The following is a 13892-nucleotide window of genomic DNA, read 5'->3' as shown; positions in this document are numbered from 1 at the left end:
AACCCCACCCGGGGCGCCGGCCACCAGCGAATTCGGGCACCGTGCCCGGTTCGTCACCGTACGTGGATGGGGTGGCCCTCCAGCGGGTCGACGGGCCCGGTTGTCGCACAGGGTTGTTATGGTTCGGCCCGCCCCCACAAACCGATCGCATCCGGAGCCTCGTAGTGGCCATCTACCAGCACATCACCGAGTTCGCCGGCCTTCCCGTCACCGTTTTCGACCCCGAGTCGGCCGCCCCGACGGCCGACCCCGCCGCGACCGCCTGGCGGGTCGAGGGCGACTACGAGACCAGCACCGACGAGTTCCGGGAACTGTTCGAGAAGTTCCTGGCCGTCGTCGACCCGGCGCAGGTGCGGGCCCTGATCATCGGCCAGTGGGGCGAGGCGTACGAGGAGAGCGCCCCCGTCGACATGCTGGTCGAGTTCGCGCCCCGGTTCACCGCGCTGCGGGCGCTGTTCCTCGCCGAGCTGACCATGGAGGAGTCGGAGATCTCCTGGATCCAGCAGGCTGACGTCACCCCGCTGTTCACCGCCTTCCCCGAGCTGGAGATCCTGCGGGTGCGCGGCACCGAGGGCATGGAGCTCACCCCGGTGCGGCACACCGCGCTCCGCGAGTTCGCGATCGAGTCCGGTGGCCTGCCCGGCCGGATCGTCCGGCAGGTCGCCGAGTGTGACCTGCCCGGCCTGACCCACCTCGAGCTGTGGCTCGGCACCGACAACTACGGCGGCGACGCCACCATCGACGACTTCGCCCCGATCCTGGCCGGCGGCCGGCTGCCGGCGCTGCGCCATCTCGGGCTGCGCAACGCCGAGATCGCCGACCAGGTCGCCGCCGCGGTGGCCGGTGCCCCGGTCGTCGCCCGGCTCGAGGTCCTCGACATGTCGCTCGGCATGCTCGGCGACGACGGCGTCGCCGCCCTGCTCAGCGGGCAGCCGCTGACCCACCTCAAGCGTCTCGACCTGCACCGCCACTACATCAGCGACGAGGTCGGCGCGCGGCTGGCCGCAGAACTGCCCGGCGTCGAGGTCGACCTGTCCGACCAGCAGAAGGACCGTCCCGGCGACCGTTACGTGGCCGTCTCGGAATGACCGCGCCGCCCGTGCTGGTCGTGGTCGGCAACCCGGACAACCGCCGGGTCACCGGGTTCCGGGCCGCGGCAACCGGCGGCTGGCCCGGCCGGCTGGAGGTGCTGCCCTGGCGGCGTCTCGCCACCGGCCCGGTGCGGCTGCCGGCCGGAGCCGTCGTCCGGGTCGACTCGCCCGGTGAGGACGCCGAGGTCGACCGGCTGCTGCGCGGTGCCGCCCGGCCGGCCGAGCACGGCGAAATCACCGGCCTGGCCGCCTGGCACCGGGGGCTGGGCGACGCCCTCGACCGCCTCGCCACGGCCGCGCGGGCGGCCGGGGCGACCCTGCTGAACGCACCGGACGAGATCCACACCATGTTCGACAAGCGGGCCTGCCACGCCCGGCTGGCCGCCGCCGGGATGCCGGTGCCGGCCGCCCTGCCGGCGCCGCCACGTGACTACGACGAACTACGGGCGGCGCTGCGCGCGGCCGGCTGGTCGCGGGTGTTCGTCAAACCGGCACACGGCTCGTCGGCGTCCGGGGTGCTGGCGCTGGAACTGGCCGGCGGCCGGATCAGGGCGACGACGTCGGTCGAACTGACCACCGGCGGACGCCTGTTCAACTCGCTGCGGGTCCGCACCTACCAGGCCGAACGGGACGTCGCCGCGATCGTCGACCGGCTGGCGCCGGACAGCCTGCACGTCGAACGGTGGTTTCCCAAGGCCGGCCTCGGCGACCGGGCCGTCGACCTGCGGGTGCTCGTGGTGGCGGGCGAGCCGACCCACACCGTGGTGCGGTCGAGCCGTGGCCCGCTGACCAACCTGCACCTCGGAAACGCCCGCGGCGACCTGGCGGCGCTGCGGGCCGCGATGGGGCCGGCCGCCTACCGGTCGGCGCTCGACACCTGCGTCCGCGCCGCCGGTTGCTTCCCGGGAAGCCTGCACGTCGCGGTCGACCTGCTGCCCGGCGTCGGCTGGCGGCGGCACGCGGTCGCCGAGGTCAACGCCTTCGGCGACCTGCTGCCCGGCCTGCGCGACGACGCCGGCCGCGACACCTGGGCGGCGCAGTTGCACGCCCTGCGCACCGGCCGGTTCGCCGCCCTGCGCACCGGCCGGTTCGCCGCCCTGCGCACCGGCCGGTTCGCCGCCCTGCGCACCGGCCGGTTCGCCGTCCGGGGCGCCACGGCCGGCGGGGCGGCGGTTCCGGCCGACCCGGCCGGCCGGGTCGGCTCCGGGGTGGCGGCGTGAAGGACCTCGTCGGCAGCCACGACCTGCTCTTCGTCACCCTCGACACGCTGCGCTACGACGTCGCCGCCGAACTGGTGGCGGCCGGCCGTACCCCGGCCCTGGCCCGGGCCCTGCCCGGCGGGCGGTGGCAGCGGCGGCACAGCCCGGCCAGCTTCACGTACGCCGCCCACCAGGCGTTCTTCGCCGGATTCCTGCCCACCCCGACCGCCCCGGGGCCACACCCGCGACTGTTCGCCGCCGCGTTCCCCGGCAGTGAGACCACCGGCGGCGACACCTGGGTCTTCGACGCCCCCGAGGTGGTGAGCGGGCTGGCCGCGGCCGGCTACCACACGGTCTGCGTCGGCGGGGTCGGCTTCTTCAACCACCGCTCGCCGCTCGGCCGGGTGCTGCCCGGCCTGTTCGCCGAATCGCACTGGGAGCCGGAGTTCGGGGTGACCGCGCCCGGCTGCTTCGAGGCACAGCTCGACCGGATCGCCACGGTCGTGCCGACGGTCCCCGCCGACCGGTCGCTGTTCCTGTTCGTCAACGTCGCCGCGATGCACCAGCCCAACCGCCACTACCTGCCCGGCGCCGCCGCCGACAGCCGGGACAGCCACGCCGCCGCGCTGGAATACGTCGACCGGCACATCGGCCGGCTCTTCGCCCTGGCGACCGCACGCGGCCGGCCGTGCCTGGTGCTGATCTGCGCCGACCACGGGACGGCGTACGGCGAGGACGGCCACACCGGACACCGGGTGGCCCACGAGGTGGTGTGGACGGTGCCGTACGCCGAGTTCGTCATCGAGCCGGGGCAGTGGGAGCTTTCCGGAACGGCAGCGACGGGCGGGTCGTTCCATGATTGACGGATCGCCGTACCAGGGGTATCTCTACGCGTACCCGCACAAGACGGCCTACCGGCCGCTGCGGCCCCGCCCGGCGCTGCGCGACGTGTGGTCGGCCGAGCCGACCGACGCCCTCATGCTCTACCTGCACCTGCCGTTCTGCGAGATGCGGTGCGGCTTCTGCAACCTGTTCACCCGCGCCAACCCACCCGCCGAGCAGGTCCGCGCCTACCTCGACCAGTTGCGCCGCCAGGCGACCCGGGTCCGCGAGGCGCTCGGCGGGCGGCCCGGGATCGCCCGGCTCGCGGTCGGCGGCGGCACCCCCACCTACCTCACCGCCGGCGAGCTGACCGAGATGTTCGACATCGTCGCCGACTTCGGCACCCCGCTCGGCGCCGTACCCACGGCCGTCGAGACGTCGCCGGCCACCGCCACCGACGACCGGATCGCGGTGCTGGCCGAGCGCGGCACCACCCGGGTCAGCATCGGCGTGCAGAGCTTCCTCGACGCCGAGGCGCACGCCGCCGGCCGTCCCCAGAAGCGGGCCGAGGTCGAACGCGCCCTGGCCACGATCCGGGCCCACGACATCCCGGTGCTCAACCTCGACCTCATCTACGGCATCGGCGGGCAGACGGCCCGGACGTGGGCCCACTCGCTGGATGCCGCACTCGCCTGGCGGCCCGAGGAGGTCTTCCTCTACCCGCTCTACGTACGGCCGCTGACCGGCCTCGGTCGCCGGGTCCTGCCGCTGTCCACGGCGGGCGGTCCGGCACCCGGCGGCCCGGACCCGGCCGTCGGTGGCCCGGATCCGGGCTTCGGCGGGCCCGGGGCGGCGAGGGAGGACCCCTGGGACGCCCAGCGGCTGGCGCTGTACCGGCAGGGGCGTGACCACCTGCGCGCCGCCGGCTACCGGCAACTGTCGATGCGGCACTTCCGCCGCGCCGACCTGCCCGACGACGACGCGCCGGACTACTCGTGCCAGGACGACGGCATGGTCGGCCTCGGCTGCGGTGCCCGTTCCTACACCTCCGACCTGCACTACTCGTTCGACTACGCGGTCGGCATCGGGCAGGTCCGTGCGATCATCGACGACTACCTGCGCCGCCCGGCCGCCGACTTCGACCACGCCGAGGTCGGGTTCCGGCTCGACGGAACCGAGAAACGGCGCCGGTGGCTGGTCAAGTCGCTGCTGCGGGCCGAGGGCCTCGACCCGGCCGCCTACCGGGACCGGTTCGCCGCCGACCCGGGCGACGACTTCCCGCAACTCGATATCCTCGCCGGGCGGGGCTGGCTAGGGCGCGACGCCGGCCGGCTCACGCTCACCGACGCCGGCGTGGAACGCTCCGACGCGATCGGCCCGTGGCTCGTCTCCGGCCCGGTCCGCGCCGCGATGGCGGAGCACGTGCCGCGATGAACCTGTCGATCCTCTACCGGGGGCCGCTGGCCAGTTGCAACTACGACTGCCCCTACTGCCCTTTCGCCAAGCGCCGGGACAGCCGCGCCGAGCTGCGGGCCGACCGGGAGGCGCTGGCCCGGTTCGCCGACTGGGTCGACCGCAACCCGGACGGCGACCGGATCTCGGTGCTGTTCACCCCGTGGGGCGAGGGCCTGACCCGCTCCTGGTACCGCCAGACGCTGACCCGGCTGTCCCACCTTCCGCACGTCGACCGGGTCGCGATCCAGACCAACCTGGCCTGCCGGCTCGACTGGGTCGCCGACGCCGACCGGGACACCCTGGCCCTGTGGGCCACCTACCATCCGGGCCAGGTGCGCCGGGACGCCTTCCTCGGCAGGTGCGCGACCCTGCGTGACCTCGGCGTACGCTTCTCCGTCGGCGTCGTCGGCCAGCCCGAGCACCTGGCCGAGGCGCGGGCACTGCGGGCGGCCCTGCCCGACGACGTCTACCTGTGGGTCAACGCCGCCGACGGCCACCGCTACGAGCCGGCCGAGGAAGCCGACTGGACCGCGATCGACCCGCTCTTCGGCTACAGCGTCCGGCCACACGAGTCGGCCGGCCGGGCCTGCCGGGCCGGCGAGACCGTGATCTCCGTACGCGGTGACGGCCAGGTGCGGCGCTGCCACTTCGTCGACGAACCGCTGGGCAACCTCTACGACGGCTCCTACCGCGCCGCGCTGGGGCCACGCCCCTGCCCCAACCGGCTCTGCGACTGCCACATCGGATACGTGCACCTGAAGACCCTGCCGCTCTACGACGTCTTCGCCGGCGGGGTGCTGGAACGCATCCCGGTCCGTGGCGTGACCTGGGGGGTGCCGCGCCGCGCGCTGGCCGCCTCCTGACCGGGCAAACCGGTTGCCCGGTCCGGGGTGGCGGCGGGAGTGTTGTCGGTACCCGTCGCGGACCGGACGGCGGGCGCCACTGCGGACCAGGCGCCCGACGGACCGTACCGGGAGAAGGAGACCGCATGCCGACCCACCGCCCACCGATCAGCCGGTTCGTGGTGTCCGACCCCGCCGCCGGCCCGTACGGCATCACGGTCGGGCCGGACGCGGCGCCGTGGTTCACCCTCGTCCACGCCGGCCGGATCGGCCGGCTTGCGGCCGACGGAACCGTGGCCAGCTACCCGGTCGATACGCCGTCGAGCGGCCCGGCGATCATCACGACGGGGCCCGACGGGGCACTGTGGTTCACCCGGTCCCGCGACCACCACATCGGGCGGATCACCACCGAGGGCGTCACGGCGTCGTTTCCCGTGCCGTCGGCGGAGGCCGCGCCGTTCGGTATCGCGGCCGGCCCGGACGGCGCGCTGTGGTTCACCGGGATGAACGCCGACGTGATCGGCCGGATCACCACCGACGGCCGGATCACCGAGTTTCCCCTGCCCGTCACGGGTGGCTTTCCGTCGATGATCACCGCCGGGCCGGACGGCGCGCTGTGGTTCACGCTCAACCGGGCGAACGCGATCGGCCGCATCGACCCGGCCGGCGCGGTGACCCTGCACCGGCTGCCGACCGCCGACGCCGGACCGGTCGGCATCACCCGTGGCACCGACGGGAACCTATGGTTCGTCGAGATCGCGGCCGGCCAGATCGGCCGGATCACCCCGGACGGTGCCGTCGCCGAGTTCGCGCTGCCGGACCGCGACGCGAAGCCGCACGCGATCGTCGCCGACCCGGCGGGCGGCTGCTGGTTCACCGAATGGGCCGGCAACCGGATCGGCCACGTCAGCGCCGACGGCGACTTCCACCATCACGACCTGCCCGATCCGGCGTCGGAGCCGCACGGCATCGCCGTCGGCCCCGACGCCGCCGTCTGGGTCGCGCTGGAGACCGGCACGGTCGTCCGGCTCGCGCCGCGAGCGGGCGGCTAGCCGGCCGTCGGTCAGGTCTGTGCCAGCGGCGCGTATTCCTCCTCGGTGAGGCCGAACGTCCACGCGACCCCGCCCCGCGCGGTCCGGGTGTCCGGCGGGACCCGCAGCCAGTAGGTTCGGTGGGTGCCGTCGGGCTCGGCCGTCGAGTTGACCACCTCGACCATGACCAGCGGCTCGTCGTCGCTGAGGTTGATCCGCCACAGCACGCCGCACTCGTCGCGGTGCATCGCGTGGGCGTTGCTCTCCCGCAGGTAGCGGTCGTAGCCGAAGTGCTCCAGCATCACCCGGCGGACCTCGGCGTTCTGCTCCGCCCTGATCCGCTGCACGGTCAGCCGGGGCAGCTCCTGCGCGACCTCTGGCGGGATCGCCATGCCGCGCCACACGTGCAGGCCGTAGCCGTCCGGATAGGCCAGGGCCGGCCCGTCGCCGCGGTGCAGCCGGCCGACGTTGTCGCGCTCGGTGACCACCGGCCGTTCGGTCAGCACCGCGACCTGCTCGTAGGGCCACCACCAGCCGGCCGAGGTGGCGACGTTGGCCAGCCCGCGCAGGCGGGGGTCGCCGTCGAAGGCGGACAGCCAGGCCGCCTCGTGCAGCCCGTAGACGGCGTCGAAGAGCGCGGACCGCGCCCGTTCGGTCAACGGGTCGCGGACATCGGCGACCAGGTCCTCGGCGAGCCGGGTGCGCAACGGTGTGACGACCCGGTCGACGAGCAGATTCCAGGTGCGCTGCCCGCCGGCCGCCCAGTGCGCGGCCCAGCCGGCCGGACCGAGCCGCTCGGTCGCCGCCGTCCGGGCCGCCGCCCACGGGGCGGTGCGCAGGGTGCCGCGGATCGCCCTGCCCGGCGCGACCTCGCCGGGCACGCAGCCCTGGGCACGCAGCGCCGCCAGCACCTGGTCGATCGTGGTGGCGGTGCGGGTGGCCGGCACGGTGTCGCGGTCAGGGGCCGGGGTGTCGTCGTCGGGATCCGGGGTGCCCGCGCTCGACCCGGTCGGGCCGGCCTCGGGGCGGGGGGCGGTGAGCAGTGCGGCGGCCAGCGCGCCGGCGAACGGCGACGGCAGCCAGACCACGTGGCGCGGGGCGGGCAGGCCGGCGGCGACGTATGCCTCCCGGACCGCGGCCTCGGCCGCCGGGCGGTCGGCCGGCGCGGTGCACAGACCATGCTCCAGCCAGCGGTCGGCGATGCCGGCCAGGGCCGCCGCGGCGGCGGCGTCCTCGGCGGTCCCCGGCTGGTCGGTGAGCGTGTCGGCGGGGGAGATGGTCTCGGTCGCCATCAGTCGGCCACCGGCCGCCACGCGCCCGGCACGTATTCCCGCTGCCGGATCACCCGGTAGGAACCCGCCGGCAGGGCGATCGGTCCGTGCTCCTCGTGGCTGAGCCGGCCGTAACCCTCGATGAGCAGGACCGAGGGGTCGCTCTGGTCGGGCGACGCCCACAGCGTGACACCGGAACCACTCACCACGTGGGCGTGACCGGTCGCCTCGCCCCGGGCGAGCACGAGCCGGCCGCGGGCGTCGCGACCGGCCGGCACCAGGCCGGCCGGGACGTCGGCGGGTTCGATGGGATGGACGAGGACATCACCCTGGCGGTACATGCACGCTCCCGGGGTCGTTGACGGACGCTGTGGAGGCTAGCGCCGCCGTACGACAACTCAGGCGGGCACGTCGGTGAAGTGTTCGACCACCGGCGGGCCGGCGAAGTAGGGGCCGATCAGCGAACGCCAGGTCGTGAACCGTTCGCTGGCCCGGAAGTTCTCCTCGTGGGCGGCGACCGAGTCCCACTCGACCAGCAGCACGAACCGGGTCGGCGACTCGATGCCGCGGGTCATCCGCACCGACCGGCAACCGGGCGTCGTGGCCAGCACCTCGTGTCCCTTGGCGTACGCGGCGGCGAACTCGTCCTCGCGACCGGCGACCACATCGATCAGGGCAACCTCAAGCACCATGCCCGGCAGCCTCCCACGCCCCCGCCCACCCCCGCCGCCCGGGTCCTGATCCGCGTGATCAGGGAGTAGATCGAGCGTGTTGTCGGCGGGGCGCGATGCAAACTCCCTGATCACCCGGATCTTGGTTGGGCGGCGGGACCAGCGCGGTGAACCGGATGCCGGCCGGCGGCAGCACCCGGGCGACCGTCCGTCCACCGCCAGCGAGCCCGGAACAAGATCCGCGTGATCAGGGGCCGCTACCGGCGCCACGCCGGCGACACGCCCGACCAGCTCCCTGATCACGGTGATCAGGGAGCCCGGCATCGATCAGGGAGCCCGGCATCCCGGCAAGATCCGCGTGATCAGGGAGTTCGCACCATGGCACGCCAACGACACACTCGACGTACTCCCTGATCACGCGGATCAAGAGGGGGGCGGGATAGCCTCCTAGGATGGCGTAGTGGGTGTGGCGTGCGGCGCGAAACGAGCGGCGCAGTGCGGGGAGAGCTGTCTCGCGAGGAAGAAGGGCTAGACGCGGTGGGCGCCGACCAGGGTGGCGGCGCGGTCGGCGGAGAGCGGCTCCTCGATGACGCGCCGCTGGGTGTAGCAGGCGTGCAGCATCCGGCGCCGCTCCGGGCCGTCCGCGGCGGCCGTCACTATCCCGATGTGGTGGATCGGCCGGCCCGGCCGGGCGAAGAAGTAGAGGTCGCCGGGGAGTTCCGCGCCCAGGCGCAGGGGAGTGGTGGCGTCGGCCTGGTCGTCGGCGTCGCGTGGCAGCCGTACCCCGAACCGGCGCCAGGCCAGGTGCACCAGACCCGAGCAGTCCACCCCGTACGCCGAGACGCCGCCCCAGATGTAGACGACGTCACGCAGCCGGGACGCCATCGCCAGCACCTCGGTCGCGGTCGGCGGGCGGGTCGACACCGGCACGAGATGGCTCTCCGGTGTCCACAGTGGCTGCCGGTGGCCGGGGGCGTGCACCGGGCGCCAGCCGTCGCGGACGGGGCCGGCCGGCAGCAGCCGGGTGCCGAGGATGACGCCGTCGAGCACCAGGTCGCCGGCCGGGCCGGCGTGCAGGCTGGTGGTGGTGGCGTCGACGACGAGGGGCTGGCCGGGCGGGTCCACGTCCGGGGCCGGGCTCAGTTGGCTGGCCGGCAGCCAGCCGGGATAGCCGCGCGGGTCGAGCTTGGCGGCCGGCTGCTCGACGGCGACGACCCGGGCCCAGCCGTCGGCGCGTATCTCCTCGACCAGGACCCGTTCGCCGAGCAGGAGCTGGCTGAGGACGCATTCGCCGACCTGCTGGTCGCGGTCCATCGCAGAGATCCAGCCGGGGATGTCGGTGTGGTCGGCCAGTGCGGGCGCGTCGACCTCGCGAGTGGCCTCCGGGCCCGCCCAGAGTGTGGCGACGGCGACCCGTACGACCGCCTCCCGGCCTGCCTCGAGCGTCATGCCCACCGCCACCCCTCCAGGTTGCGCGACCCCGCCCCGCCCGGGAATCGACGAACGTCCCGGAACCCGACCATACGAAAGTATCTTGCGATGAACAACGACGGTCTGGATGTTGCTTTCAGGTCAGGTCGACGTCGAGCCCCGGTCCGGCGGGCAGGACCACGGTCGCACCCTCGTAACGAATACCGCCGCGCACCGGTGACGCCGCCAGCCACCACGCCGCGTCCAGATCGGACACCACGGTCGTACCGTACGCCGCGACCAGGCTCGCCGCCGCCCCGAGCCCGATCGGGCCCTCCATCATCGACCCGACGACCGTGCCCATGCCATGGGCCGCCGCGAGGTCCAGCAGCGTACGCGCCGGGGCCAGCCCGCCGCACTTGGCCAGCTTGACGTTGACCATGTCGGCGGCCCGGCGCCGGATCACCTCGACCAGGTCGCGTACGTCGAAGACCGCCTCGTCGGCCAGGATCGGGGTGTCCACCCGGTCGCTGACCCACGCCAGCCCGTCGAGGTCGCGGCCGGCGACCGGCTGCTCGACGAGTTCGACGTCGAGGCCGGCGTCCTCGGCGCCACGGATGACGCGTACCGCCTCGCGGGGCGACCAGCCCTGGTTGGCGTCCAGCCGGACGCGGGCCGCCGGGCCGGCCGCCGCCCGTACGGCGCGTACCCGGTTCAGGTCGCCGGCGGCGTCGGTGCCCACCTTGACCTTCAGCACGGTGAACCCTTCGGCGGTCCGGGCGGCGGCGGCGGCCGCCAGCGCGTCGGGGTCGCCGGCGGCGAGGGTGACGTCGGTCGGCACCCGCAGCGTGGTGCCGCCGAGCAGCCGGACCAGCGGCAGCCCGGCCCGGCGGGCGGCCAGGTCGTGCAGGGCGACGTCGACGGCGCACTTGGCGGCCTCGTTGCCGGCCACCGCCCGGCGGGTGCGGGCGCAGTTGGCCAGCAGGTCGTCGGCGTCGAGTCCGGTCAGGGCCGGGCCGAGGACCTGTTCGACGCATGCCTGGGCGCCGGCGATGGACGCGCCGGTGACCTGCCAGACCTGCGGCGCCTCGCCGAATCCGGACCGGCCGTCGGCGTCGACGATCTCCACGATCAGCGTGTCGACGGTCGTGGCGCGGCGCAGCGCGGTCACGAACGGGGTGTGCAGCGGCGCCGAGAGGTGGTGGGTGCGTACGGCGGCGATCGTCATGCGGGGCACCCTATCGACCGGGCGGTGGTGGTGCGGGGCGCGGACCGGCGGCGTGGTCAGCCGTGCCGGCCCTGCCAGGCCGCCGCGGAGAGGTCGGCGATGAGGCGGCGGGCGGCGGCGTCGTGGGTGGCCCGGTCGAAGCCGTCGGCGGCGGGGTCGGCGGTGGTGCAGACGACGACCGAGTACGGCGGGGCGTCGGCGGGCAGGACCACGCCGGCGTCGTGGCGTACGCCGGTGATCCAGCCGCTCTTGTGCGCGATCGGGGTGCCCGGTGGCAGGCCGGCCGGCAGGCAGTCGCGGTGTTCCTGGGCGCGGAGCACCTCGAGCATCTGCGCGCAGTGTTCGGGGGCGGCCAGCGGGCCGGGGCGGGTGGCGCCGGCGGCGATGGTGGCGAGCAGGGCGGCGAGGTCGGCGGCGGTGACCAGGTTGGTCAGGCCGGCGTCGCGGGCGGCGTAGTCCTCGATGCCGCGTTCGGTGACGCTGTGGCGGGCGCCGGCGAGGCGCCAGACGTCGGCGAGGCCGGGCAGGCCGACGTGGGCGAGGACGATGTTGGTGGCGAGGTTGCTGGATCGCACGATCATCCGGCGGGCGAGCCAGCGCAGGGAGGCGGTGCCGTCGAGGTGGGCCCACACCACGGGGTCGTTGTCGTAGTCGGGGGCGCATCCGAACCGGGGGGCGCCGGGGTGGGCCGAGTCGAACTCGTTGCGTACGGCGACGGGCCGGTCGGGGTCGACGGTGCCGGCCTCGGTGGCGCGGTGCAGCGCGGCGAGTACGGCGATCTTCATGGTGCTGGCGGCGTAGTGGGTGTCGTCGGGTTGCCGGGTGTAGGCCGGTGGGGTGTCGAGGCGGCCGACGTAGGCGGAGACGGTGCCCGGGGTGGCGGCCAGGCGCTGGTCGAGGTCGTGCGGGATCACGCGGTGACGGTAGCCGAGCCGACCGCCGGCACCGCCCCGCGACGGGCCGGTCGCGGGGCGGTTTCCGGGGCTGGTCAGCCGGCGTGCTTGCGGCGGGCGGCGGCCCGGCCGCGGGTGGTCTGGTCGAGGACGACCTTGCGCAGCCGGACGGCGGCGGGGGTGACCTCGACGCACTCGTCCTCGCGGCAGAACTCCAGGGCCTGTTCCAGGGACAGCTTGCGGGGCGGGATCACCTTCTCGGTCTCGTCGGCGGTCGACGAGCGCATGTTGGTGAGCTTCTTCTCCTTGGTGATGTTGACGTCCATGTCGTCGGAGCGGGAGTTCTCCCCGACGATCATGCCCTCGTACACCTCGGTGCCCGGTTCGACGAACAGGGTGCCGCGTTCCTGGAGGTTGAGCATGGCGAACGAGGTGACGGCGCCGGCGCGGTCGGCGACGAGGGAGCCGTTGTTGCGGGTACGCAGCTCGCCGAACCAGGGTTCGTAGGACTCGAACACGTGGTGCAGGATGCCGGTGCCGCGGGTGTCGGTGAGGAACTCGGTGCGGAAGCCGATCAGGCCGCGGGCCGGGACCAGCCATTCCATGCGGATCCAGCCGGTGCCGTGGTTGACGAGCTGCTCCATGCGGCCCTTGCGGGTGGCGAGGAGCTGGGTGATGGCGCCGAGGTATTCGTCGGGGGCGTCGATGGTGAGCCGTTCGACGGGTTCGCAGGTCTTTCCGTCGATCTCCCGGGTGACGACCTGCGGCTTGCCGACGGTCAGTTCGTACGTCTCGCGGCGCATCTGCTCGACGAGGATGGCGAGGGCGAGTTCGCCGCGGCCCTGGACCTCCCAGGCGTCCGGGCGGTCGGTCGGCAGGACCCGCAGCGACACGTTGCCGATGAGTTCCTTGTCGAGCCGGTCCTTGACCATGCGGGCGGTGACCTTGGCGCCCTTGACCCGGCCGACCATCGGTGAGGTGTTGGTGCCGATGGTCATCGAGATGGCCGGCTCGTCGACGGTGATCAGCGGCAGCGGGACCGGGTTGTCGACGTCGGCGAGCGTCTCGCCGATCATGATCTCGGGGATGCCGGCGACGGCCATGATGTCGCCGGGGCCGGCCTCTTCGGCGGGCTTGCGTTCCAGTCCCTCGGTCATCAGCAGTTCGGAGATGCGGACCCGCTCGGTGGTGCCGTCGGTGCGGCACCAGGCGACGGTCTGGCCCTTGCGGATGGTGCCCTGCCGGACCCGGCACAGGGCGAGCCGGCCGAGGAACGGCGACGCGTCGAGGTTGGTGACGTGGGCCTGGAGCGGGGCGGTCTCGTCGTACGCCGGCGGCGGAATGGTGTCGAGCAGGGTGCGGAACAGCGGTTCGAGGGAGTCGCTGTCGGCGGGTACGGAGCCGTCGGCGGGCTGGGTCAGCGAGGCGATGCCGTCGCGGGCGCAGGCGTAGACGATCGGGAAGTCGATCTGCTCCTCGTCGGCGTCGAGGTCGAGGAACAGCTCGTAGGTGTCGTCGACGACCTCCTTGATCCGGGCGTCCGGCCGGTCGACCTTGTTGATCACGAGGATGATCGGCATCCGGGCCTTGAGGGCCTTGCGCAGCACGAAGCGGGTCTGCGGCAGCGGTCCCTCGCTGGCGTCGACGAGCAGGACGACGCCGTCGACCATGGTCAGGCCGCGTTCGACCTCGCCACCGAAGTCGGCGTGGCCGGGGGTGTCGATGATGTTGATGGTGAAAGGGCCGGTGCCGTCGGCGGGCACGTAGCGCACCGCGGTGTTCTTGGCCAGGATGGTGATGCCCTTTTCGCGTTCCAGGTCCATGGAGTCCATGACCCGGTCGGCCATCTCGGCCCGGGCGCTGAACGCACCGGCCTGGCGCAACATGGCGTCGACCAGGGTTGTCTTGCCATGGTCGACGTGGGCGATAATGGCGACGTTGCGGAGGTCGGAGCGGGTCTGCATGCCCTTATCCTCCCG

General features: G+C 73.8%; 13 protein-coding genes. 6 read left to right on the top strand and 7 right to left on the bottom strand.

Annotated features, from left to right (window positions below; all coding sequences use genetic code 11):
- The first annotated feature begins 164 nt into the window (after positions 1-164).
- The 6 genes from AB0M79_RS19790 to AB0M79_RS19765 all read left to right on the top strand — a co-directional run bounded on the left by AB0M79_RS19790 (position 165) and on the right by AB0M79_RS19765 (position 6461).
- The gene (locus tag AB0M79_RS19790; RefSeq protein ID WP_364215442.1) at positions 165-1088 is read left to right on the top strand and encodes an STM4015 family protein; all 924 of its coding nucleotides are present in this window, start codon (positions 165-167) and stop codon (positions 1086-1088) included.
- On the top strand, positions 1085-2311 hold the full coding sequence (locus tag AB0M79_RS19785) for an STM4014 family protein (protein ID WP_364215439.1): 1227 nt from the start codon (positions 1085-1087) through the stop codon (positions 2309-2311). The genes AB0M79_RS19790 and AB0M79_RS19785 overlap by 4 nt, the downstream gene beginning before the upstream one ends.
- Positions 2308-3153 (top strand): STM4013/SEN3800 family hydrolase, encoded by an 846-nt coding sequence (locus AB0M79_RS19780; RefSeq protein ID WP_364215436.1) that lies wholly within the window; start codon positions 2308-2310, stop codon positions 3151-3153. The genes AB0M79_RS19785 and AB0M79_RS19780 overlap by 4 nt, the downstream gene beginning before the upstream one ends.
- Complete coding sequence (locus AB0M79_RS19775) at positions 3146-4546, top strand: STM4012 family radical SAM protein (RefSeq protein ID WP_364215433.1); 1401 nt, start codon at positions 3146-3148, stop codon at positions 4544-4546. Before AB0M79_RS19780 ends, AB0M79_RS19775 begins: the two co-directional genes overlap by 8 nt.
- A complete protein-coding gene (locus tag AB0M79_RS19770; RefSeq protein WP_364215430.1) occupies positions 4543-5430 on the top strand; it encodes an STM4011 family radical SAM protein in 888 nt (295 codons plus the stop codon). The genes AB0M79_RS19775 and AB0M79_RS19770 overlap by 4 nt, the downstream gene beginning before the upstream one ends.
- 125 nt (positions 5431-5555) lie before the next feature.
- Positions 5556-6461 (top strand): virginiamycin B lyase, encoded by a 906-nt coding sequence (locus AB0M79_RS19765; RefSeq protein ID WP_364215427.1) that lies wholly within the window; start codon positions 5556-5558, stop codon positions 6459-6461.
- Between the two features lie 11 nt (positions 6462-6472).
- On the opposite strand, the gene AB0M79_RS19760 is transcribed toward AB0M79_RS19765, so the two are convergent.
- The 7 genes from AB0M79_RS19760 to typA form a co-directional block, all read right to left on the bottom strand.
- The gene (locus AB0M79_RS19760) at positions 6473-7732 is read right to left on the bottom strand and encodes a DUF6745 domain-containing protein (protein ID WP_364215424.1); all 1260 of its coding nucleotides are present in this window, start codon (positions 7730-7732) and stop codon (positions 6473-6475) included.
- Positions 7732-8052, bottom strand: a complete 321-nt coding sequence (locus tag AB0M79_RS19755) for a hypothetical protein (RefSeq protein WP_364215421.1) — start codon at positions 8050-8052, stop codon at positions 7732-7734. Before AB0M79_RS19755 ends, AB0M79_RS19760 begins: the two co-directional genes overlap by 1 nt.
- A 57-nt stretch (positions 8053-8109) precedes the next feature.
- Positions 8110-8403 carry an antibiotic biosynthesis monooxygenase family protein gene (locus tag AB0M79_RS19750; RefSeq protein WP_357540847.1) on the bottom strand — a complete coding sequence of 98 codons (294 nt, stop codon included), beginning with the start codon at positions 8401-8403 and terminating at the stop codon, positions 8110-8112.
- Between the two features lie 507 nt (positions 8404-8910).
- Positions 8911-9831 (bottom strand): NlpC/P60 family protein, encoded by a 921-nt coding sequence (locus AB0M79_RS19745; protein WP_364215417.1) that lies wholly within the window; start codon positions 9829-9831, stop codon positions 8911-8913.
- A 118-nt stretch (positions 9832-9949) separates the two neighbouring features.
- Positions 9950-11020 carry a dipeptide epimerase gene (locus AB0M79_RS19740; RefSeq protein WP_364215414.1) on the bottom strand — a complete coding sequence of 357 codons (1071 nt, stop codon included), beginning with the start codon at positions 11018-11020 and terminating at the stop codon, positions 9950-9952.
- Between the two features lie 56 nt (positions 11021-11076).
- On the bottom strand, positions 11077-11934 hold the full coding sequence (locus tag AB0M79_RS19735) for a serine hydrolase (protein WP_364215411.1): 858 nt from the start codon (positions 11932-11934) through the stop codon (positions 11077-11079).
- A gap of 74 nt (positions 11935-12008) precedes the next feature.
- Positions 12009-13877 (bottom strand): translational GTPase TypA, encoded by a 1869-nt coding sequence (gene typA, locus AB0M79_RS19730; RefSeq protein ID WP_364215408.1) that lies wholly within the window; start codon positions 13875-13877, stop codon positions 12009-12011.
- Between the last annotated feature and the right edge of the window lie 15 nt (positions 13878-13892).

It is taken from the genome of Polymorphospora sp. NPDC051019, assembly GCF_040683055.1.
Classification (GTDB): domain Bacteria; phylum Actinomycetota; class Actinomycetes; order Mycobacteriales; family Micromonosporaceae; genus Polymorphospora; species Polymorphospora lycopeni.
Note: the sequence above shows the minus strand (reverse complement) of the source record. Positions and strands in the feature narration are given on the sequence as shown.

What these genes read in the sequence shown, in the direction of transcription:
- AB0M79_RS19770 (WP_364215430.1), top strand. Translation starts at nt 4,543, where the DNA reads ATGAACCTGTCGATCCTCTACCGGGGGCCGCTGGCCAGTTGCAACTAC.
- AB0M79_RS19755 (WP_364215421.1), bottom strand. Translation starts at nt 8,052, where the DNA reads ATGTACCGCCAGGGTGATGTCCTCGTCCATCCCATCGAACCCGCCGAC.
- typA (WP_364215408.1), bottom strand. Translation starts at nt 13,877, where the DNA reads ATGCAGACCCGCTCCGACCTCCGCAACGTCGCCATTATCGCCCACGTC.
- AB0M79_RS19760 (WP_364215424.1), bottom strand. Translation starts at nt 7,732, where the DNA reads ATGGCGACCGAGACCATCTCCCCCGCCGACACGCTCACCGACCAGCCG.
- AB0M79_RS19740 (WP_364215414.1), bottom strand. Translation starts at nt 11,020, where the DNA reads ATGACGATCGCCGCCGTACGCACCCACCACCTCTCGGCGCCGCTGCAC.
- AB0M79_RS19785 (WP_364215439.1), top strand. Translation starts at nt 1,085, where the DNA reads ATGACCGCGCCGCCCGTGCTGGTCGTGGTCGGCAACCCGGACAACCGC.
- AB0M79_RS19775 (WP_364215433.1), top strand. Translation starts at nt 3,146, where the DNA reads ATGATTGACGGATCGCCGTACCAGGGGTATCTCTACGCGTACCCGCAC.
- AB0M79_RS19765 (WP_364215427.1), top strand. Translation starts at nt 5,556, where the DNA reads ATGCCGACCCACCGCCCACCGATCAGCCGGTTCGTGGTGTCCGACCCC.
- AB0M79_RS19750 (WP_357540847.1), bottom strand. Translation starts at nt 8,403, where the DNA reads ATGGTGCTTGAGGTTGCCCTGATCGATGTGGTCGCCGGTCGCGAGGAC.
- AB0M79_RS19745 (WP_364215417.1), bottom strand. Translation starts at nt 9,831, where the DNA reads ATGACGCTCGAGGCAGGCCGGGAGGCGGTCGTACGGGTCGCCGTCGCC.